Source organism: Actibacterium sp. 188UL27-1 (genome assembly GCF_016901225.1).
GTDB lineage: Bacteria > Pseudomonadota > Alphaproteobacteria > Rhodobacterales > Rhodobacteraceae > 188UL27-1.
In genome coordinates, this window is record NZ_JAFEUL010000029.1 from 1 (window position 1) to 21,824 (window position 21,824).

The 21,824-nt window shown below is 63.5% G+C and carries 19 protein-coding genes; 5 read left to right on the plus strand and 14 right to left on the minus strand.

Annotated features, from left to right (window positions below; genetic code table 11):
* The coding region (locus IU397_RS21800) for a hypothetical protein (RefSeq protein ID WP_204417636.1) at positions 1-358 on the plus strand (358 nt) is incomplete at its 5' end.
* A 267-nt stretch (positions 359-625) separates the two neighbouring features.
* Here the strand turns inward: IU397_RS21800 and IU397_RS21805 are convergent.
* Positions 626-1,462 (minus strand): Stf0 family sulfotransferase, encoded by an 837-nt coding sequence (locus IU397_RS21805; protein ID WP_204417637.1) that lies wholly within the window; start codon positions 1,460-1,462, stop codon positions 626-628.
* Positions 1,463-1,606: 144 nt separating this feature from the next.
* Here IU397_RS21805 and IU397_RS21810 point away from each other — a divergent pair, with 144 nt between their 5' ends.
* Positions 1,607-2,251: a sulfotransferase family 2 domain-containing protein gene (locus IU397_RS21810; RefSeq protein WP_204417638.1), complete on the plus strand. Its 645-nt coding sequence runs from the start codon at positions 1,607-1,609 to the stop codon at positions 2,249-2,251.
* Positions 2,252-2,270: 19 nt separating this feature from the next.
* Here IU397_RS21810 and IU397_RS21815 read toward each other — a convergent pair whose 3' ends face one another.
* The 3 genes from IU397_RS21815 to IU397_RS21825 all read right to left on the minus strand — a co-directional run bounded on the left by IU397_RS21815 (position 2,271) and on the right by IU397_RS21825 (position 5,403).
* Positions 2,271-3,683, minus strand: coding sequence for an oligosaccharide flippase family protein (locus tag IU397_RS21815; protein ID WP_204417639.1), 1,413 nt, complete (start codon positions 3,681-3,683; stop codon positions 2,271-2,273).
* On the minus strand, positions 3,680-4,735 hold the full coding sequence (locus IU397_RS21820) for a glycosyltransferase family A protein (protein WP_204417640.1): 1,056 nt from the start codon (positions 4,733-4,735) through the stop codon (positions 3,680-3,682). The genes IU397_RS21815 and IU397_RS21820 overlap by 4 nt, the downstream gene beginning before the upstream one ends.
* Before the next feature lie 473 nt (positions 4,736-5,208).
* Complete coding sequence (locus IU397_RS21825; protein WP_204417641.1) at positions 5,209-5,403, minus strand: hypothetical protein; 195 nt, start codon at positions 5,401-5,403, stop codon at positions 5,209-5,211.
* 15 nt (positions 5,404-5,418) lie between these two features.
* Between IU397_RS21825 and IU397_RS21830 the strand changes: the two genes are divergently transcribed.
* On the plus strand, positions 5,419-5,853 hold the full coding sequence (locus IU397_RS21830; RefSeq protein ID WP_204417642.1) for a Fic family protein: 435 nt from the start codon (positions 5,419-5,421) through the stop codon (positions 5,851-5,853).
* 141 nt (positions 5,854-5,994) lie between these two features.
* Here the strand turns inward: IU397_RS21830 and IU397_RS21835 are convergent, their stop codons facing one another.
* On the minus strand, positions 5,995-6,795 hold the full coding sequence (locus tag IU397_RS21835; RefSeq protein ID WP_204417643.1) for a sulfotransferase: 801 nt from the start codon (positions 6,793-6,795) through the stop codon (positions 5,995-5,997).
* A 25-nt stretch (positions 6,796-6,820) separates the two neighbouring features.
* Here IU397_RS21835 and IU397_RS21840 point away from each other — a divergent pair, with 25 nt between their 5' ends.
* A complete protein-coding gene (locus IU397_RS21840) occupies positions 6,821-7,402 on the plus strand; it encodes a VanZ family protein (protein WP_204417645.1) in 582 nt (193 codons plus the stop codon).
* 267 nt (positions 7,403-7,669) lie between these two features.
* On the opposite strand, the gene IU397_RS21845 is transcribed toward IU397_RS21840, so the two are convergent.
* From IU397_RS21845 to IU397_RS21870, 6 genes are all read right to left on the minus strand, one after another.
* On the minus strand, positions 7,670-8,389 hold the full coding sequence (locus IU397_RS21845; RefSeq protein ID WP_204417647.1) for an SDR family NAD(P)-dependent oxidoreductase: 720 nt from the start codon (positions 8,387-8,389) through the stop codon (positions 7,670-7,672).
* A 4-nt stretch (positions 8,390-8,393) separates the two neighbouring features.
* Entirely contained in the window at positions 8,394-9,698 is a 1,305-nt protein-coding gene (locus IU397_RS21850) for a class I adenylate-forming enzyme family protein (protein WP_204417649.1), read from the minus strand.
* On the minus strand, positions 9,695-9,955 hold the full coding sequence (locus IU397_RS21855) for an acyl carrier protein (protein ID WP_204417651.1): 261 nt from the start codon (positions 9,953-9,955) through the stop codon (positions 9,695-9,697). The genes IU397_RS21850 and IU397_RS21855 overlap by 4 nt, the downstream gene beginning before the upstream one ends.
* Positions 9,956-9,967: 12 nt before the next feature.
* Complete coding sequence (locus IU397_RS21860; RefSeq protein WP_204417652.1) at positions 9,968-10,420, minus strand: DapH/DapD/GlmU-related protein; 453 nt, start codon at positions 10,418-10,420, stop codon at positions 9,968-9,970.
* Between the two features lie 281 nt (positions 10,421-10,701).
* A complete protein-coding gene (locus IU397_RS21865; protein ID WP_204417653.1) occupies positions 10,702-11,745 on the minus strand; it encodes a ParB N-terminal domain-containing protein in 1,044 nt (347 codons plus the stop codon).
* A complete protein-coding gene (locus IU397_RS21870; RefSeq protein ID WP_204417654.1) occupies positions 11,745-13,133 on the minus strand; it encodes an AAA family ATPase in 1,389 nt (462 codons plus the stop codon). Before IU397_RS21870 ends, IU397_RS21865 begins: the two co-directional genes overlap by 1 nt.
* Positions 13,134-13,503: 370 nt before the next feature.
* Here IU397_RS21870 and IU397_RS21875 point away from each other — a divergent pair, with 370 nt between their 5' ends.
* Positions 13,504-14,505 (plus strand): replication initiator protein A, encoded by a 1,002-nt coding sequence (locus IU397_RS21875; protein WP_204417655.1) that lies wholly within the window; start codon positions 13,504-13,506, stop codon positions 14,503-14,505.
* A gap of 263 nt (positions 14,506-14,768) precedes the next feature.
* On the opposite strand, the gene IU397_RS21880 is transcribed toward IU397_RS21875, so the two are convergent.
* The 3 genes from IU397_RS21880 to IU397_RS21890 all read right to left on the minus strand — a co-directional run bounded on the left by IU397_RS21880 (position 14,769) and on the right by IU397_RS21890 (position 21,665).
* Complete coding sequence (locus IU397_RS21880) at positions 14,769-19,010, minus strand: PKD domain-containing protein (protein WP_204417656.1); 4,242 nt, start codon at positions 19,008-19,010, stop codon at positions 14,769-14,771.
* 172 nt (positions 19,011-19,182) lie between these two features.
* Positions 19,183-20,901, minus strand: a complete 1,719-nt coding sequence (locus IU397_RS21885; RefSeq protein WP_204417657.1) for an O-antigen ligase — start codon at positions 20,899-20,901, stop codon at positions 19,183-19,185.
* Positions 20,898-21,665 carry a sulfotransferase family 2 domain-containing protein gene (locus IU397_RS21890; RefSeq protein ID WP_204417659.1) on the minus strand — a complete coding sequence of 256 codons (768 nt, stop codon included), beginning with the start codon at positions 21,663-21,665 and terminating at the stop codon, positions 20,898-20,900. The genes IU397_RS21885 and IU397_RS21890 overlap by 4 nt, the downstream gene beginning before the upstream one ends.
* Between the last annotated feature and the right edge of the window lie 159 nt (positions 21,666-21,824).

Genomic DNA, 21,824 nt, shown 5'->3' on the forward strand with positions numbered 1-21,824 from the left:
AAAACAACCGAGCCGGAGCTTCCTGAACACCCATCATCGTCAAATCCCTCCTCATCCGACAAAAGGAAGTGAAGCAAACGAATTGGCCCAAAACAACAAAGACTTCTTCAACAAAATAAGCCCGCATCTTCCAAATGGGACCCAGGTCGATCACACGTCACCAATCCAACCCCAAACCTGCAATTGGTGCGACTTGCCCGGCGAACGCCAAGCAGGTCAACCGCTTCAAATCCCCATAGTTGCAGTCGGTCCGCCCCAAACCAGCCCCGCGATTTCGTGCCTGAGCGCTTCTCCGACGCCAGCCCACGCCGTGCGTTATTCAAACATCACGCGTGGCGTCCGAAAAACCTGCATCTGACCGAACTTGCGGCGGTGCGGCATTTGAAGGTCAGGTTTCGCGCTGACGCACTCTTTCGTCGCCAGTCGTGAGCGCCCCTTATTTCGCGAAGCGCCATAAAAGACGGGGGGCCGTCTGTCAGGGGCGCAAGCCCACCAGCCAGCGACCCTGCCGGGGACCCACTGGGGGGCAGGACGGGCCTTTCCGCGCCCGCAGGGCGCGGCCGGGCCCAACGCCTTGGGTCTGCGGGGCTTTGCCCCGCATCGCCCAAGGGGGCGGGAGCCTCCCCTATCCGCGTTTCAGCAGACCGGTCACCTTCTTGCCGACCACCCGCTTGAGCTGGGTCTTGAAGTTGTATTCCTCGTAATCAAAGGCACGGTCGCCGAACACCTCGGCGCTATAGGCATTGTAGCGATCCTTGCGACCCGAAAACGTGGCATAGCGTTTGGCCCCGTCCAGATAGGCATCAAGGCCAGTCAGGTCGGGCTCCACCCCCATCGCTTCGGCAATATCGGTGACTGCGCGGCGCGTGTCGCGGTTCACGACCCGGTCCGGGATCACCATCGGCTTGATCCCCGACAGCAGGAAGAACCGCCGCCAGCTGCCTTCCTCATGCAGCATATCCTCGCAGGACCGGTGCACCAGATCCTCGCGCAGGGGCGCATCATCGGGCAAGGGTGCGGCCTCGGCCCCGGTCTCCCAATTGTCCGTCTCAAGCGCCACGGCGAACGAGGCGGCCTGCGCCATCAGATCCTCGCGCAGCAGGAACACGACCTTGGCACCATCAAACAGCCCCTGCCCCACCGGATTGGTCAGAAACCGCTGGAACTGCCAAAATTGCAGCTTGCTGGCAAAAACGCCGTTCGCACTACGCCGCGCCTGCAACGCCTCCAGAAAGGCCGCGGTGGTGGTGTGATCATGGGACGGCGCGGGGCAGTCCCACCGTTCGGCCGCCTCCAGACAGAAGCTGGGGTTGAAATATTCCGCCGGCAGGCCGATCCCCGCCGCCATCAGCGCCCGGGCCAACATGTTGGACGAGGTCCGCGGCGCCGCACAGATCAACAGCTTGTGGTGAACGGGTTCCGGCCCTTCCCGATCATATGACGGGTCCATGATCGACGCCATTTCAGCACTCCCTGACCATTCTGCGCATCTGCCTTGCGCTATAGAACATCGCATCGATGGTGAACACCGCTTCGCGCGATGCTTGCCGCCTGGGGCTGGGGCGATTACCCCTGACAACCATTCGTGCCCGGAAAGACGCCAGCCATGCCCATTCCCGTTGCCGCCACACGGCTTTTGTACTTTCCGGTGCCCAAAGCGGCCTGCACCTCGATCAAGCGCGCGATCCTGATCCATAACGCCCAGGCCGCAGGCGCACCATCGGCGGCCCAGGCCCGGGTCCATGAGGTGGCGCCCACGACCCGGTTTCACCCGCTCTACCCGGTCCGGCACCTGCACAAACGCTGGTTCTGCGTGATCCGCGACCCGGTGCAGCGGGTGCTGTCGGCCTATGCCAACCGGGTCGTCTTCCATGGGGAACTGGCCGATCTGCCGCAAGGGACCCTGGACACGGCGGGCCTGCCCCGCGCGCCGGATCTTGAAACCTTTATCCGGCGCCTGCCCGATTACGCCCGCCTCCATGCCGGGATCGATCACCATACACGGGCGCTGACCCATTTCCTGGGTGACAGGCCCCGCCGCTATCACCGGATCTTCACGCTGCCCGATCTGGAAACCCTGCCCGCCTATTTGAAAGGCCACGGCGCGCCGGACCTGACGCTGGGCCATGAACAGACAGGGGGGCCCAGGATCGGGCCCGACGATCTGCCCCCCGCCCTGTTGGCGGATCTGCGCCGCCACTATGCCGAAGATTACCGGATCTGGGGCCCCTGGCTGACACCATCACCATAGCCGCCGGAGCGCCCCACCCCTAGCCCCGGATCAGAAACCGCGCGCGCAGCTCTGTCAAAAGGGTCCGGCACGACAGGACCACCCCCAGAAACAGGCCAACCGCCCCCAGGGACAGGGGCGTCAGCCCCGCAATATTCTCCGGTGCCCGGTGGATCGCCACGGCCATCAGCGCGATACATCCCACGGCCAGCCCATAGGGCAGCACCATCCGGCCCAGCCCCCCCAGCCGGGTCTGGAACTGCAACAGCAGGAAGGCCACGAACAGCGCGGTCATCTCGGCCATCAGGCTGACGGTCAGCAGCATCAGCACCGACTGGGTCGTGATCGCCACCCAAACCACCAGCGGCAGGAACGAGATCCGCACCGAATTGGTGATCAGCATGTTGATCGTATGGCCCTTGGCGATGGCCACGGTGGTCAGGCCCGCCCGGGGAATGGCCAGGGCAAAGATCGTGCCGATCATGCCGACCATGGGCAGGGCTTCGGTATATTTCTCGCCAAAGATCACCAACAGGACCGGCGGCCCCAGAATACCGAACCCCACCACACCCAAAAGCCCGGCACAAAGCGTGGCCTGCATGGCAAAGGCCGCCCGGTCGGCAAAGAGCGCCGGCGCATCCTGGGCCTTGGACAAAAGCGGCAGGAAAAACGTCCGGCTCAGCCCCGCCAGCAGCAGCGCCAGGGGCATGGTCAGGTTCACCGCCGCGCTGAACAGGCCCAGCATATGGGCGCCGAACTGGTTGGCCACGATGATCCGGTCCCCCTGCTGGGTGGCGAATAAAAGCGCCCCCGCCAGCAAAAGCGGCCAGCCGAACCGCAGCCCCTGGATCGCGACATCCTTGTCCCACACCAGGCGGTAGCGGCGTTCGGCAATGACATGGCTGATCCCGGTGCGGGTGATCTGCTCGACCACGTAAAGCCCCAGCATCACCCGGAAATCCCCCAGCCACAGGGCCAGGGGCCACAGCAGCAGCAACGACATCGACAGGGCCGACAGGTTCTGGATCACCGTTGCGCCAAACCGCATCGTGCGGTGCAGGCGTTCCACATCCGTATGGCCGAAGGCGCCGATGATCGGCAGGATCGCCACCATCTGATAGGGCCAGATCAGCTCGGGCTGGCCCATCAGCCGGGCAATGGGGGCCGCGGTCAGAAACAGGATCGCCCCGATCGCAAAACCCCGCAACACGTTCAGCCCCTGGATCGCGGCCATGAAATCCGGATCATCCCCATCGCGGCTTTGGATCAGCAGGGTGCGGAAATTCAGGTTGGTCGACATCTGGACCAGGGACATGGCCACAACGAAGGTGCTGGCGATCCCGTAATCCTCGACCGTCAGCAGCCGCGCCACCAGGATATTGCGCACAAACCGCAGGATGAACCCGCCGGCCTGCCCACTGATCAGGACGGCCGCCCCGCGTTTGGCGCTCATGCAGCTTCCGCCGTCAGCCGGGTATAGGCCGCGGCCAACTCATCCGGTGCAGCGCGGGTCAACTGATCCATCCGGGCCAGGCCATCGGCGGCACCACGGGCCCGGTCGCGGGCAAAGTCATCCCGCGCGGTCAAGCGATAGACCAGGGCGCGCGCCCGGCAATAGGCTTTCAGCCGCGCCAGGTGCAGGCCGGGGCTGCGGAACACACCAGGATTGGCATGGATATGCTTGGTGACGACATAGGTCCGGTTCAGCACCGCCCACAGCCCCATCGTATAGCCATTGGCCCGCGCCGCCGCGACCCGGTGATGATAGATCCGGGCCTGCAGCGCCCCCACGGTCTGGCCGTGGCGGAGCGCGGTGCAGGACGCATCGATATCCTCGTACCAGCCATAGCGCTGGAGCGTCTCGTCAAAGCCCGGCTCCTGGATGGCATCGCGGCGGTAGGACATGCGAAAGCCTGTCATATAGGGCACCCGCACCACCTGTTGCCGCGCCGCCCAGCCCGGCAGACGGTATTGCGCATTCAGCTTGCGGCCCGTGGCGACAAAGGGATTGGTGAAACCAAGGGCATCCTTGGCGGCCTGGCGGGCTGCAGTCAGGGCGGTTTTCACGGAGCTTGTCGCCTCCGCCTGGTACGCGCCCAGATCGCCTTCGGTCTCAGGCGGGGCATGGTCCACGGGGCGGGCACAGACCCCGGCAATGGTGCCCTTGGTATCGGCCTCATAGGCGGCCAGCATATGTGCGGCGCAATCCAGATACATCAGCGAGTCATCATCGGGAAAGATCACGATGGGCGATCCGGTCATCCCCAGCCCCACATTGCGCTGATGGGTCAGGCCGGGCCCCGAATGGGTGTAGCGCACCGGCACGATGCCCTTTGCCGCCGCAGCCTCGGCCAAGGCGCGGATCGGAGCGGGATCGTCCGAGCTGTCGACGATCACCACTTCCTGGGGCAGCCGGGTCTGGGCCAGGATCAGCGGCAGGGACAGGGCGACCGCCTCGGGCCGGTTCCGGGTGGCCATGATGATATCATAGGGCAGGTTGGGCATGGATTGTCCTGACGGGCGGCACTCCCCCGCTCCCTGCCACCCGGCGCGCGTCGCATCAAGCCATGACCGACCGCGCCGGGCCCGGCGCGGCAATATTCACCCCTCCCTGCCCCCGCAGCAAGCGCTGGCTGGGCGTGCCGCATAGACGTTGACCGCGCGACTGTTAAAGTTGTCGGCAGAGGCGCCGGAACGTTAACGCTTTTGCAGGGGCAGAGGCGCTAAGACAGGTCAACACGACACGCCAGAACGGCGAATCCAGATTTTCCGAGGGGTGCACCAGGGGCACAGGGGAAAGGGGTTCCGCCTGGCGGAGGCCCTTTTTCCCGTGGGCACTTGCCCCGTGTGACAGCCCATTCAGCGGGCCCAGCCCGCTTTCCAAAGCCAGAACCCAAACCCACCAATGGTCAGCGGCGCGTTTTGTGCGGCGCAAGCATCAAGGATTGCTTGAAATTTTGGAGGAACATGGACATGTCTCAGCCAAAGAGGTGATCCATGGCCAAAAACACCGAAAAAACCACCGCAAGGGCGGCGTCCGGCCGTTTTGCCGAACGTGGCACAACGGCAAAGACCGCCGCAGCCAGCGCGTCGACACAGCGGAATGCCAAAACCGGGAAGTTTTCAAACGGTGTGAAAGTCGTATCGCGACGTGACCGAACGGGTCTGATCAAGCTCGCAGACCGATAGTGCCGGACCATTACCGCGTCACCTATGAAGACGTGGTAGGCGCGCATGAAGCCGCATTGGAAAACGGCGGCGGTGTTCGGGGCATCAAAAGCCGTGACGACATTTTGAGTGCGATTGGCCGGCCATATACAGAATTTTCCGGCCTCACGCCCTATCCTACCGTTGCGTCAAAGGCGGCCTGTCTGTTGCATTCAATCGCGACAAGCCATGGTTTCACCGACGCCAACAAGCGAACAGCCTGGATTGTGTGCAACAGTTTCCTCTATGCCGAAAACTGCATTCTTTGGCATCCCGACGAGCCCTATTGGTATGACGTCATGGCAACGCTTGTTGAAGACAAATGGACCGTTGCTCAGGTGTTGGACTGGATCGGACCCCTCATTGAGGCATACGGGTCCGAACAAGACGTCATCGCGGCATATGAAGACGGGTGAGATCCAAAAGCCGTCCCCTTCATCCGATAATTTGCGTCCTCCATGGGGAGGTGGGTTTTGTGCGCATACCCGCCTTGATCCGCGGCGCCGGGGGTCAGGCAATTTGCCTTCGGGCGCAGCGCCGTAGGTCACGCCCATGCATCAGGACATCACATAGCCCAGCCTGTCCCAGGCACCCGGCCCGTATCGCGTGGGGGGCAGATCGGCCAAGTAGCGGTCATTGCTGTTGCGGATCTCGGCAAAGCGGTCGGTCAGATCCAGCGGGCTGTCCCGGCGCGGCAGATCCAGCGCGGTGGTGATCCGGTCCAGTTCCGCAGCCGGGTCTGCGCACAGATCTTCATAGCGCAGAAAGACGCAATCCTCACCCGCCGTCTCCAGGGCCGCGCCATGGGCCACATGCCAGTGATAGACCAGCTCGCGATGGGTGCTGTGCGCCCATTTCAGCGTGGCCGCAGCGGCGGCACGGGGATCGCGCGTGACAATCAGGAAGCGCGCGCCGGGAAAAAGGCTGCGCAGCCACGGGATCCGCACCAGGTTGGGGGGGCTCTTTTCCAGCAGAACCGGCGCATCGCCATCCACCCAAGGGGCCCAACAGGCCAGCAGGCGATCGCGCTGGCGCTCCGCTTCGGGGCCTTGGGCGGGGGCCGTGTGCATCTGGGGCGCAAAGGCGAACCGGCCCGGCCCGCCCCATTGGATCGCCGCGGGCACCACATCCTGCAAATGCTGACCCTCATTTTCCGGCACATCCGCCCTTAGGACTGAAACGGCGCAGCTGGCCTGCAACAGATGCTCGACCAGGGTGGTGCCGCTGCGATGCAGACCCGCGATAAAGCAATGGCGCTCGAACCGGCGCGGACTGGCCGCAGGCTGCACCAGGGGTGCGGGCAGAGGGGTGCCTCCCCGCAAGCGCCGGGCGATCCTTGGAAGGGAGGGCAAAGCCATGGGCCACCTTTCGGATTGATCCGCCGTGATAAAGGGACAAAGCCTCGTGCTTTGCCCCGCCTCCCCCTATATCGCCCCCATGACGATCCCTGAACTGGCAAAATTCCTGGGCGGTGCAGCGGGGCTGGCTGCGGTTGGCACGGTGTTGGGGGTCGGCGTTTTGTCCCTGATGCGTGGCGGGATCTGGCGGTTTTGGCCGCTGGCTTTGACGACGCTCTTTGTGATGGCCCTGGCCCTACACCCCCTACCCAGGCCCGGTTATACGTGCAAATCCGCTGTTCTAATCCCGTTCGACTATGACGGCACGCTGGTCCTGCTCTGGGCCACGGCGCAAGGCCCCATGGACTGGATCACCAGCACGCTGGCAGCCTCCACCGCTATGAATGTCGGGTTCTTCGCCTTGGTCGGCGCAGCTCTGACCCGCCATACCACTTACCTGTGGCACGCCCTCGCCTATGGCCTGGCCTTGAGCCTGATCATCGAACTCAGCCAGGTCACCGGCCTCTGGGGCGTCTATCCCTGCCCCTATCGCACCTTCGACATTACCGATTTAATCCTAAATCCGCTGGGCGTCGTTCTAGGCTTTGCGCTCTGGCCCAAACGGTAGCCCGCCCGCCCCTTTTCGCCGCATCAAAGATGCGTCCAAAAGCGTTGGGCCGGGCCGCCTTCGGCGGTTTATTTGTGCCTCCGGCGGGAGTATTTTTACCAATAAGAAAGTAAGATCGCTTTTGATATAAGAGCGGTACAGGCGGGAGCGCCGATGACCGCACAATGAGAAAGTCCCTTGTCATCTCTGGATGGCAGGGGCACTTCTTCTGGTGTTTCTTATTGTTGAAAATACTCCCGCCGGAGGCACAAAATCTGATATGCGCCCTCAGGCCGTAGAGCCACCATCGACCGTGATAACCGACCCGGAGATCCGGGCACCATCGGGGCCCAGCAGGTAGATCACGGCGCCTGCCACATCGTCGGGGCGGGCAAGGCCCAGGGGCGCGCGGCGGCGGATCGAGGCCATCTTGTGCTGGTCGATCCCCTCGGTCATCTCGGTCTCCATATATCCTGGCGCGACACAGTTGACGGTGATGCCCATCTTGCCGACCTCGCGGGACAAGGACCGGGTGAGCCCTTCGAGCCCCGCTTTGGACGCGGCATAGGCGGCCAGGCCATGGAAACCAGTCGAAGCGATGATCGAGGAGATATTGATGATCCGCCCCTCACGCGCGGCCAACATCGAGCGGGCAGCGTATTTGCACAGCGTAATCGGCGCTTCCAGGTTCACCTTCAGCACCTTTTCGATGTCGCTGGCATGTTGCGTGGCCAGTACGCCATCAAGGCCCATGCCGGCATTGTTCACCAAGCCGTAGATCTTGCCATGCTCTTGCGTGATCTCGCGGACATGACCGGCAATCGCATCGATATCGCCAGCATCAAACACCCGGTGTTCGACCCGCTCGGGATGCGCCTCGACCAGGGCGCCATAGTCGCCGATCGAGCGGGACATGCCGATCAGGCGATATTCCGGCAGGTCCGCGATGCGCTGCGCAATGGCGAGGCCAAGGCCCTTGGACACCCCGGTGACGATAACGTTTTTCATCAGGCTAACCTCGTTTGATCTTGCCAGCGGCATTCATTTCCAGGGCCGCGACGAAGGTGATGCGGGCGGGCACAGCCTCGCGTTCCAGTTCGGCGCGGCAGGTCTCAGTTATGGCCACCTTCAAGGCGGCTTGGTCAGCGCTGTCTTCGGCCACCACATTGGCCATCAGCAGCGCACCGGTGATCGGGTTCTTGCGCGAAATGACCTGGGCCAGACCCACGCCCGGCACGGCGGCGATCACACGCTCGACCCGTTCCGGGTAGACCTTCACGCCGCCCACATTCACTACACCGCTATCACGGCCCAGGAACAGGGCGCGGTCATTGGTCACTTCCAGCATGTCCCCGGTGGCGACATAGCCATCGGCATCGACCTCCACCGCCTGCCCGCCCAGGTAGCGGATCTGCCGACCGCCGGGGGGGCGCAGCCAGAGCGTGCTGTCGGTGATGCGGATGCCCACACCACCCGGTGCCTCGTCGCAATAGCGCAAAGGGAAACCTGCCTGGCGGTCATTTACGGCGAAACCCACCCCCGCCTCGGTCGAGGCGTAGATATGGGTGAGGCGGGCCTTCGGGAACCGCGCCGCCGCGGCATCAAGTACGGCCTGGTCTGCGATCTCCCCGCCCATGGTGACCTGTTTCAGGGGCAGGCTCTCCAGCCCCGGCACCATCAGGAGGCGCCGCCAGAGGGTGGGCGTGGCCGACAGATGCGTGACACCGGTCTGGGCCATGAACGCCACCTGGTCCGGCATGGGCGCGTGGCGTGGCGCTGCCGCCAGCGTCCCACCACCGGCCAGGGATTGCAGCGCGACCTGGAGCCCCGCGAACCGCGTCATCTCATAGACCAGGCCCCAGACCGGGGTCGCGCCGAACGGATCGCGGCGCACGGTGCGGGACAGGCTGTCAAATGTATGGGGCACGATCTTGGGGATGCCGGTCGTGCCTGACGTGGTCATCATCCAACCCGTCGCCTGGTCACCGGTCCGGTCGCCGATCACATCTGCAGCGGGGACGCCATCGAGGTCCGCCCGGTCGGTCACAACCACCCCGGCCCCGGCCAAAGCCGCCAGTTCGGCCACAACCTCGGGCGTTTGACTGGTGGAGACCAACAGTAACCCGGCCACCGCCCCGTCCAAAGCGGACAGCACCCGGACCAGGTCCAGCACATTGTCGAGGCAGATCAACACCACAGCATCCGCAGGCACAGCCGCCCCCTGCCCCGCCAGATCGCCCACGGCCAGTGCAGCCCCCGGCACCTGCGCCAGAACGTGGTCGGCGGGCCAGGCCCCGATGCGCGCAGACAGCGTCACGCGGCGGGTCGGTACTTTTCGTAGAAGCCCACAAATTCCGCATAGGTCTGCGGGTAATAGGCATCGGTCGACAGCGTGAAGGGATCAAAGCCCAGTTCGTTTTCCAGCTCGCTGACGAAGATCGCGAAACCTAAGGAATCCAGCCCCGATTCCAGCAGCACCGTATCCGGTTTCAGTTCCGGGACATCACCGCCCACTTCCGTGGCCCAGACAGAGGCAAAGACGCGGGCAATCTCGGGTTCCAAACTGTCGGCCATACTGTGTCGTCCTTAATATTTCACGGGCGTCTCATTGCCCTTGTCCAGACGGATGCCCCAGGGGCCCGTCACGATGTTTTGCTCGACCACCCGGGCCGGATTGCCCATGACGACGCAATTGTCGGGCACGTCTTTGACCACCACCGAATTGCCCGCCACGATCACATGGTTGCCCACGGTGACGCCAGGCAGGATGATCGCGTTGAACCCGATAAAGCAATTGTCGCCCACTTTGACAGGCCGCCATTCGCGCATCACGAAATCATGGGAGATGATCGAGACCCCCCGCGTGATCGCCGTAAAGCTGCCGATGGTCACGCCCTTGGGGTTGGTTCGGTCCATCCGCACGCCGCGGCTGATGCGGGTATGGTCGCCGATCTTCATGCCGTAAACGGTGCGGTACCACCACAGCGTCGATTTCACGACGACCTTGCGGAAGATGAGGTTGCGAAGCTTGGCGATCATTCAGGGGTCGTCCGGGCAGTCATAGGTCGCGCTGCTTATACAGCACCGCGTTGGCCCGCCAACCGGAATCGTGGGGCGGGTAGAGACGGTGGCGGGATTGCCCAACAGTCGGTCAATTTTGGTTTCGCACCGCTGCAGGGCTGGGCGAGAATGGAGAGCGATGCAGGGGGGGCCAGCCCCCGTCGCCGATCCGGCGACCCCCCCGGGATATTTTTGGACACATGATGGGAGGGGCGTTTCGCGCGCGAAACATGCGGTGAGATCGGAGGGGCGCGGTGCCGCTATCCTTTGCCAATCTCTGTCAAAGCCTGTCGCAGCCGGTCCGCGAAATCATCCGTCACCCCGGCCCCTGTCAGCCGCAGGTCCAGGCGCCCGGCCTTTTGGGTCAGGACCATATCGATGTCTTTGGTCAATGTTTCGGGGGCCAAGGATTCAGGCGTGGCGGGGGGGCGTTTCGCGCGCGAAACATCGCCTTTGACCACGCGTTCCAGCGCGGCCTGTTCCTGTTCCGGGCTTTGGCAATCGGCGGCTTTGAGGGCAGCAAAGATCACATCCCCCTGCCCCTCTTTCAACCGCGCGGCCAAGGCCAGGCCCAACCGCTCACCGATCAGACGTGGCCAGTAGAGCACGCTGCTCAGCTCTTGGTGGATCGTGATGAAGGACCCGATCTTGGACCGTTTCGCCCGGCTGGCCGTGGCGAACAGATGTTTCAGCGCCGTGTAGTGACTGTCGAACACACCCAGACGCGTGGCCCAGGCGACAATCTGCGCCCGCTCATAGTAGCTCAGGCCAACGCGGACCTCGTTCTCTTCGACCATGGCAACATAGCTGTCAGCGCTGTCCTCGGGCGCCCGGACCAAGGCGCGCAGCGTGGCAAACCGCGCCTCCCCGGTCTCCCCATGCAAGGCGCTGAGCGCACAGAACCGCCGCCAGCCCGAGACCAGGCCGTAAGGCTGGTGCGGCTCGGGCACGCCGTTGGGATCAGGCGGCGGGATGTCCAGCAGGCTGACCTCAGCCGGTGTGCGCTGGCCATGGGCGCGGATGGAGGATTTCAGCGCCTCCAGCTCCTCCGGGTCCAGCGCCAACCGGTCGCGGCGCAAGAACCCGGTCTTGATCTGCTCCAGCGGCACCTCAAGGACCATGCGGCCTGTCGCCCGCGCCCGTGCAATCTCTTCGGTCACCTCGTGCAAGGCGGCGGCTTCGGCCGATTGCCCGGCCACCTGGGCAATCGGCGGGGTCAGGCGCGGAGTGCTCTCCTTCCCGCCACCGAACGCGGATTTGGTTTCCAGCTTGGGGGCGGCGGGGGTCAGGCGACGGCGGGCCATTATGCAGCTCCTTCAGCATCAGAGGCCAATTCATCGCGCCTCCAGGCCCCGATCAGAAGCCGCTTGAAGGCCGCATAGGTGGCATCGAATGTCTCGCGCCCGCGGATATAGGTTTCGCGGTTGAAATCGCGGTAATCCGCCTCGTAGATACCCGCCACCTGTTCGCCTGCCTGGCCCACAAGCGCCGTGTAATCCTGCCGGTAAGGCGACATGAAGGGGGTGATATAGGCCTGCATCAGGTTGGCCAATTCCATCTGCTGGGCCGCATCGAACCGGGTGACCACGGCGCGCACGGCATCCCATTCGAACCGCAGCTCCGGCGTGCCCAGGGCGCGGGCGGCCAGGTTCTCCCCTTCCTCGATGGAGCCAAACGTGGCGTGGAGCATGTCGAAAAACCGCCCCGTGGAGTCAAATTCCAGAAAGGACGCGCCCAGCGGGATCAACAGGATATCCGCAGCCGACAACCCGTTGATGGTCAGGTATCCCAAGGCAGGCGGCGTATCGAGCAGCACGAGGTCATAATCGTCCAACACGCCATCCGCCGTCAGCCGGTTCGCCAGCCCGTCCCATAGCTTCCAGCCCTTAAGCTGCATCCGCCAGACGGGCACCTGGAACTCGGCCCAGTAAAGGTTCAGCTGCGCGCCCAGAAGGTCGATATTGGGCCAATGGGTGGTCTGGATCAGGTCCTGGCTGCGCAACTTCAGCGCCGCGGCCAGCATGTCATCAAGTGGCAGGGGAGGATCGCCGCGGCCCATGCGCGCCCGGTTCTCGGCCTGCAGGTTTTCGGCGTAGTCGCGCGCCAGCAGGGGGAAGACCGTCTGCCATTCATCGGCAACCCGCCCGCCAAAGATCGAGGTCATGGAGCCCTGGCTATCGAGATCAATCACCAGCACCCGGTAGCCATCCAAGGCCGCCGACATGGCCAGATGCGCCGCCGTACTGGTCTTGCCCACGCCGCCTTTGAAATTGGCGACCGCCGCGATTTTTGCAGGCAGCCCCTTGGGCCGGTATGGTAGGTATTCCTTGGTCTTGGACCCTTCGGCGGCAAAGAAGGCCCGCAGGCGCAGCACCTCATCCAGGGTGAACCATTTGGCGCCTGCCTCGCTGTCGGAATGGCCTTGGGGCAGATCCCGGTTGGCTTTCAGCACCCGACGAAAATGGGGGGTGGCCACGGGGATCAGGTATTTGGTGATCTCCCAGGTCGAAAACCGGCGCAGGGTTTTTTGGCCTTCTGCGTTCAGACCGCGCCGGATCAGATCGTCCCGTCCTTGTCCTGCCATATCTGCGGCATGGGCAAAATCATCTGTCGTGACAGCTGGGCCGAGATCAGCCAAAGCTGTATCGGGAGAGATGTTGAAATAGGGTGGGTGATCGGGGGCCTTGGCCATTGAGCTGCTCCTGTAACGCCTTTTGATGTGCGCCTTTTTAAGCAAGATACGCAAGTTATGCGCATATGAAAGAAAAAAGGATAGGCCCAGATTTTTCTAAGCAAATTCAATAGGGTGGTCTGGCTGCTATCAGGCTGCTGAAGATGCGCCTGCTGTTATTCAATTTGTTATTTATAGTTAAGGTAATCCTGAAATTTCGTAACCCATTGAATAAAAACATGTTTTGCAGGCTTTTCTGGATCACGCGATTCCAAACCCCCGAAAAAGTGACTCCAGACCCCCGAACTCCCGACTCCAAACCCCCGAACCGGTGATGGACCTGGCGCGCTATGCCGCTTACTTTGGGTGTAAATAAAACACCGAAGTCAAAATGGCCGAGCAGCCTTTCCACCCTCCTCCTGCATCCGGTGCTGTCACCCCGGATTTTTTTCTCTGCGATATCGCCACTGCCTTACCCAAGGATGATATGGCCAGCATGGAGCATCCCGTTTTTTCGCTTTCCACCCGGCCTGATCGGCGGGTGCTGGACTATGCCCATGGGACGACGCGGATCAAGATTACGCCGTCGGTCAAGGGGCTGGCCACGATCCATGACAAGGACATCCTGATCTATTGCATCAGCCAGTTGGTGGCGGCGCTGAATGCCGGGCGCGATGTCTCGAAGCGGCTGGAACTGGTGGCCCATGACCTGCTGAAATCCACCCGCCGCGAAACCGGGGGCGACAGCTACCGCCGCCTGGTCGAGGCGTTCGAGCGGCTGGCCGGCACCCGCATCACCACCAACATCGTCACCGGCGATGTGGAGACGACGACGGGCTTTGGCCTGATCGAAAGCTGGCAGGTGACGCGGCGTACGCGATCTGGTCGGATGGTCAGCGTGTCTGTGACCCTGTCGGATTGGCTGTATCGCGCGATCCTGTCGCGGTCGGTCCTGTCGCTGTCGCCGGACTATTTCGCGCTGCGCAAACCCCTGGAGCGCCGGGTCTATGAGATTGCACGCAAACATTGCGGGCGGCAGGCCAGTTGGCGCGTCTCGATGACTGTGCTGCATCGCAAGTCGGGGTCGGCCAGCCCCTTGCGTGTGTTTCGCAAGATGATCCGCGATATGGAGGCTGCCGCCGCCTTGCCCGATTATGAGTTGAGCGTCGCGCCTGGGGATCTGGTCCTTGTCCGCCCCCGTATGGATGTGATCGAGGCGGATGGCCCGACCCTGCCGCCCGAGGCCATGGATGCTGCCCGCGCCGCGGCTCCCGGCCTGGACATCTACGCGCTGGAGGCCGATTGGCGCCGCTACTGGGCCGCCTCTGGCAAGCCCCGCCTGCGCAGCCCGGCCAAGGCATTTGTGGCGTATTGCGCGAAACGCGCATCATAGGGACGGCTGCGAAACGCGCAGTGCAAGGAACAGAGCATATCGCGGGTTCAGGTCGGGGAGGGGGCCAGCCCCCGTCGCCGCTGGCGACTCCCCCGGGATATTTTTGGACACATGATGGGGGTGTTTCGCGCGCGAAACATCTCTCGTTCTTATTGGTGAAAATACTTCGGGGGAGCAGCCAAGGGCTGCCGGGGGCAGCGCCCCCGCTAGAGTGTCAGAATGGCCACCCCAAACCGGGGTGGCCGCCTTTGGATAACAGGGCGTTACGCCAACCATTCTTCGCCGAAGCCAAAGATCTGGACCTGGTCGATATGGGCGGTCAGGGTGGCGCCACCGGTCGGATCTCCCAGGGACCAGGCCTCCTGTGTGCCGTCCCCCAGATCGAAATCCTGCCCGGTTTCGTAAAAGATGATCTCGTCATCGATCACGGCGCGCAGGATGTCGGTGTCGTCATCGATCTGGACCAGCAGGCGGTGGGATGTCAGATCCTCCAGTTCCAGTATATCCGACAGGACCTGGTAGCTCGACCCATCGGCCAGGCGGGCGCTGATCGCCAGCTTGCCATCCTCGAATGCCACGCTGAACCGGTCGCCCTGGGCCAGAAGCTGCCCTTCTTCCACGGCGGTGCCATGGGGAGTGAAGACCAGGCTCACGCCCATTCGGGCCGCCTCTTCCAAGGGGACATGGCGGCCGATCTCGAACCCGCCCTCGGCCAGGCTGACCCCGTCCAACTGAACGGTGCGGCCATCCTCCAGGATATGGTCGGATGCGCCAAAGCCAAAGGCAATGGTGTCCTGCAGCTCCATATGGGCCAGCAGCGCATCGAACGAAACCGGATCGACCGGGGTCGGGATATCCTCCGCCTCCGGGGCGGCCTGCAGTTCAAAATCGCGGATCTGGCCGGTGAAGTTCCGGTGCCAGGTGGAGCCCAGGGTCGGGTCCCAGACATCAACCTCCTTCAACGGGCCTTCAAAGGCGGTCTCGGCCAGGACCTCCCCATCCACGAGGATCTGCATGACGCCTGCCACACCATCGGCGCGCAGTTGCACGTCATGCCAGGCGCCGTCCAACAGGCCAGCGCCCTTGGTGCGGATGTCAAAAGCTTCTGTCGCACCCTCGGCGATCACTTCCAGGCGGATCTCGCCGCTATGGATGACATGGATCACGACCGATTTATGGACGCGCAGCAATTGGCCCGCATTGGCGGATCCCTCATCCATGCGCAGCGACAGATCCAGGATGAACCCCTCCGCGCCATAAAGCCCGGCAAAGGCCGATTTCGGCAAGGCGACCGCCCCGTCGCGCTCCATCTTGATTGCCTGGCCGCCATCGCCGGTGGCGACCAGGGGCAGGTCCAAGTCCAGTGCTGTCGCGCCGCTGCCGTCGAACTGAGTGGCCGTGGCGGTGGCCCCGTCGAAGTCAAAGATATTGGGCCAGTCGGGCCCCTCTTCCGGCGGGGTCGGGGGCAGGGCGGCCAAGTCGAATTCGCGGATCTGGCCGGTGAAATTCTGATGCCAGGTGGAGCCCAGGGTGGGCTCCCAATGCTCCAGCTGTTTCAACGGGCCTTCAAAGGCGGTCTCGGCCAGGACCTCCCCATCCACGAGGATCTGCATGACGCCTGCCACACCATCGGCGCGCAGTTGCACGTCATGCCAGGCGCCGTCCAACAGGCCAGCGCCCTTGGTGCGGATGTCGAAAGCTTCTGTCGCGCCCTCTGGGATCACCTCCAGGCGGATCTCGCCGCTATGGATGACATGGATCACGACCGATTTATGGACGCGCAGCAATTGGCCCGCATTGGCGGATCCCTCATCCATGCGCAGCGACAGATCCAGCGTAAACCCGTCGGCACCATAGAAATCGGCAAAGGCCGATTTCGGCAGGGCGACCGCCCCGTCGCGCACCATCTTGATCGCCTGGCCGCCATCGCCGGTAGCGACCAGGGGCAGGTCCAGATCCAAGACCGTTTCGGTGCCATCGGCAAACTGCGTGGCTGTCCCGGTCGTGCCGTCGAAGTCAAAGATATCGGGCCAGCCGGCCTCCGCCTTGCGGATCGGCTGCGGCCCCAGATCCCGGGCCGCGGCATAGGCATCGGGTTCGGCCTGGAGGTCGATCTGGCGGATCTCTCCGGTGAAGCTTTTGTGCCAGGGGGAGCCCAGGCTGGGCGCCCAGTTCTGCAGGGGTTTCAACTGCCCCTCCAGGACGTGCGAGGCCAGCACGGCGTCATCGACCAGGATCTCCATCTCGCCCGAGATACCGTTCCAGTGGATGTGGATGTCATGCCAGTGCCCGTCTTGTAGGCCCGCGCCCTTGGTCGTCAGTTTAATCGCCTTGCTGGCGCCGTCCGGGGTCAGTTCCAGCTGGACCTCGCCCTTGCCCGTGACATGGACAACCATGGCCTTGTGCAAGCGGATCACCTGACCGGCATTGGCTGTGCCGTCATCCATGCGCAAAGACAGGTCCAGGCCAAAGCCCGACGCGCCGTAATAGCCATCGAAGGCCGAGCGGGGCAGGGCAATCGCCTGATCACCGGCCATCTTGATCGCCTGGCCGCCTTCGGCCAGATCGACAAGGGGCAGGGCGGTGTTCAGCTCTTTCGCAACGCCATGGTCGATCCGGGCGGCCACGCCTGTCGCCCCGTCAAAGGAGAATACGTCGGGACCGGCGATATCGACCGTGGTCTGGATCACGTCGCGGCTGCCATCGGCGGCTTCGACGGTCAGGGTCACGGTATAGGTGCCGGGATCGGGGTAGGTATAACCGATGGCCGGCCCTTCGGCGGTCTGGCCATTGCCGAAATCCCAGGTATAGCGGGCATCTGCCCCCAGGATGCCGCCTGGCCCGGCGCTGAGTGTCGCATCGAAACTCAATTTGTTGCGCGCGCCGTCTTCGGCGACCACGGCCAGGGCCGTCAGGGTGTCGGGGGTCGGGTCATGGGCCAGGAGGGCAGAGCCCGCGCCGGTCCCGTCCAGGGCACTGCCTGGACGCGGGATATAGGAGCCTGCCCCGCCGCCGGTGGCAATGACCAGATCGCCCAGATATCCCGGCGCATCCGGATCCCGGGTCTGGATCGTCATATTGCGGTCCAGGGTCCAGTCGGTATCGGTCTCCCCCTCGGCGCGGATCTGCTTGGTGGCGGTGTCCTGCACGTTCACGGCCTTGGCGACGTTGTTGGTGATCTGCACATCCCGGGAGGCGGGCTGCACCCGGATCACCGGGGTCGGCGGCCAATCCACGCCCGGGGCGGGCAGGAGGGTGTTGTTGGTCACGGTCAGGCCAAAGGTCTCCCCCACGCCGATCCCGTTGGCCATGCCGTTGATGACCAGATTGTTGGTGATGGTGACATTGCGGTAGAACATCTCCTCCCCCGCCTTGCCGTGATCGACCTCTTCATTGCGCATCCAGATGCCCTGGGTCGCGCCGCCAGCCCCCATATCAAGCCGGTTGTTGTCGATCGTGATATCGGTCGAGGGGCGGCTGGTGCCCTTGGTAAAGATCTGGATCATGTCCCGGTGGTCGGCCTGGGCATGGTTGTTGGCCAATTTGGTATTGGTCGCGAAATCGTGGATGTGGTTGTCCAGGATCTGCCCGCCCTGGACGGCGGCAAAGTTGATCCCGTCGGACCGGATGCCGTGGATGTCATTCTCCTGCACGGTGACATCATTGGTGCCACTGAAGGAGAGACCCTTGTAAAACCCTTTTATTTCAGACTGTTGAACGGTGATGCCGGACCCACCGCGGACCTGGAGGCCAAAGCCCGCCGCATAGCCGTCATCGATCTCGCTCAGGCCCGCGGCCACGTCGCCATCAAAGACCATGTTGGTAAAGGTGATGTCATGGCTGTTTTGCACGGTGAAGTCGCGCTCCAGCAACTGATCGCCCGGTTTGAATTGGTAATCGAACGTGACCCCGTCAAAGGTCAGGTTCCGGCTGCCCGTCATCTTCAGACCGCTGAAGCTGACATCGGCCCCTTCGGCCGCCTGAATTGTAACTGTTTCACTGAATTGCTGGGACAGTTTAAGGAAACCGTAATCCCCATCGGCCAATATGACCGTGTCCCCGCCTGTCGCCGTTGCCAACACCTCGCGCAGCGCCGCAGCACTGTCTACCTCAAACACAAAACCACTCACGGTTACATCACCCACGTTTACGATGTGGGATCTGGCAAACCCGCTGATCCCACGACGCCCCCACGCCGATGCAGGATCTGCGAAAGCGTTAAAGGAAGGTTTAAGCAACGGAGGTGTCTTCGTGACGGTTTTGTTGCCTGCCCCCCCACAAACAGACGTATTTTCAACACCTTGTGGCCAAGCTGTGGCGGCAGCGCCCGTGCAAGGCGCCGATGTGTTCAAACCGGCCATCTGTGGCGGCGTTGTGTCGGGCCGGGCGGCCTGGGGCGAAGCTGTGGCATGGATATGCGCCGCCCCGGCAGGCGCGGTCACAATCGGGGTCAGGCAGAGCAGACAGGCGATCAGCGGCAGCAGGCGGCGCGGGGAAACGGACATGGCGGGATCCTTTGGGGCGGGGCGGGGTAGGGTAGGGCGGGGTAGGGCGCGGGGCCTGCCCTCTGATGTAAGGTGTTTTGGCGCGGACGGGAATTGCCGCGCCCCCGGATCCGCCCAGGGGCGGTGCCAGGACGGGTGTCGGGATCAGGGCCAAGGGTGAGGCTGTTCTGGATCAGGGGCGTTTGGGGCCGGGGCCGGGGCGCGGCTTCCGTTCGATATGGCGGGGCTTGCGCGCCTTTGCGGGCTGGACCGGGCCGGACGGGCGCTCCGCATCGGGGGCCCGGGGGGCTGGGGCCGCCTTTGACGCGGCAGGCCTGGCTTGGCTTGATCTGGCCTGGCTTGGTAATGTGGTCTGATCCACGGAGGCCGCGGCCTTGCGCCCGGTGCGGCCCGGCTTGGCGGCAAAGCGCGAATAGATCAGCCTGCCGCGGGGGCCGCGATTGCGGGTCTCGTCCAGGGCGGGCACGCTTTGGTCGTCTTCCAGATCCGGCGGGACCAGGGCGCCCATATCGTCATCGGGGTCTGCCGTGTCATGGCGGGTGCGCTCGGCCTCTTTTCGCTGCGCCTCGGCCATCTGGATCAGCCAGACCCCGCTGCCCAGGAAGAAGAACAAAAGCGACTGCGCCACGCTGAAGGCCGCCACGGTGGCAAAGGAGATGAAAAGCGCAAAGAGCGTGAACACATAGGCATCGCGGCAGGCGGCATAGGCGGGTATCGCGCTCCAGTCCTGGCGCCAGTTGCCGCGCATCAGCAGGACCATGGCGGTCAGGACCAGGATGATCCCGGGCAACCCATAGCGCATGGCGATCAGGAGCCAGTAATTGTCGATCGAGGCGACCATCCAGACCGGGCGTTCCCAATCCTCGAACAGGCCCTGGCCCAGGAGGGGATAGCGCCAGACCTCATCCGTGCCATAGCGCCAGATCAGGACCCGGTTCCAGGCCGTGCCGCCGCTGAAGGTCAGATACGAGATGGCCAGGATGATCGGGCCGCGGTTCGAGACAATCTCAAGCACGGTGTAGAAGAACGCGATGATCCCCAACAGGATCTGCCAGCGCTTTTTGACCTGGGACAGGACCGTGTCCCAGCCGATCAGGATGATCTGCACCATGACCGAGGCGAGCGCCCCAGAGGACAGCGAAAAGAACGTGGCCAGGAACACGCCGCCCGCCCGCAATATCCGCCCCGTCATGCCCATCTGCGTCGCCCGCAGCGCCACCCAGGCCAGGGAAAACCCGATGGAGACGATGACGCCATAGAGGATGGGATGTTCGAAACTGACCTGGGCCCGGGTCAGGCCCAGCCGTTCGCCGTAATCCACCGGCGTGATCAGGCCAAAGACCGGGACCACGTCAAAGAGGGTGCGCAGCGGCTGTCGGTCGAACACGGCCTCGAACGCGGCGAAGGGCAGAACGAACAGGGTCAGTCCCAAAAGCCAGCGGCCGAAATGCAGGAACCCCTCGATATTGCGGATCGCCAGGCGCGCCAGCAGGTAGGGGCCCATGATCTCGATCGCCTGGGAGGCGCCGTAATTCACCGCCGTGCCCACGCCCTGGTGCAGCAAAAGCGACAGGATCATCCAAAAGCAAAAGGCGATCAGCAGCAGGTCGGCTGTCATGATCCGGCCCGCCTTGCCCTGCAGCCAGGCGATGGTCAGGGGGATCATGATCAGAAAACAGATCAGCCGGGCGCCGTTGAAATAGATCCCCGCCACATCCAGTGTCATGGGCTGGAACGTGGCGATCAGAAAGATCGCGACCCAGATCGTCCAGCCGTTTTTCCAGCCCGCCTTGGCCAGGCCCGGCCGCGCTGGGGGGGCCTGAGTGGGGCCGGGCTGGCCAAGACCGGCACGGGCCCTGCGGGGCCGGTCGGACGGGTCGATTGCGGTCATTTCCCGAACAAGGCCTGCACCTTGCGTTTCAACTGCTTGCCCGGCGTGCCATGGGCCTTGCGCGCGGCATCGCGCGCGGCGATGACATCGGCGGGCAGGTCCGGGGCAGGGGCGGCGGGCATCTTTTCCCCGATCGTGTACCCGAACCGGTCGAAATCGGTGGCATAGATCCGGGCGATCCGGTCGAGGATCGCATCATCGGGCACGATGGGGGCCGTGTCTGTCTTGGCGGGTTTTTTGCGTTCATTGACCCGGGGCAGGGCGCGCGGGCCGGTCTTTTCGCCCACCACATCATCCAGCCAGGGGATCACCGCATCCATCCCGTGCTCCATGTAAAAGACCTGGGCGCCGTCCGGCACGATATCGGCCATGGGGCGGATGTGGTTGTCAAAGATGAACGGCGTCTCGGCCAACCTGTCCTCGATCTCGTCAAGCCAGTCGATGAAGGAGACCGCTTCGGAGACCGATCGCTCGACCTCCACCTGGAAATGATAGGCGCTGATGATCCGGCCCACGGGATGGCGCACGAAGGTAAAGACATGGTCAAAGAAACCTTCGGGGAACAATCGGTGCAGGCTGGTCACGTCGATATGCTGGGGCGAGCTTTTCGACCAGCGGTTCTCTGGTTTCAGCGACAGGAAATAGGGGTTGTGAAAGGCGATGGGGCCGAACCTGTCGGTCAGGTACTGCGCCATGGAGGATCCGCCGCATTTGGGCACATGGGCGTAGAAGGTCAAAGAGGGTCCGGTTCGTATGATCGGCATGGGCCTGGAATCCGTAAATGCTGCAGGGCGGCGATGGGCGATGGTACACCAAAATGGTGACTGATTCGCCACCATTGGTGTCGCGGGGCAAAAAAGCCTGGAAACCCAATTATGACACGACCGGAGCGCTATCGCCACAGGCCTGCCACAAGGGCGCCA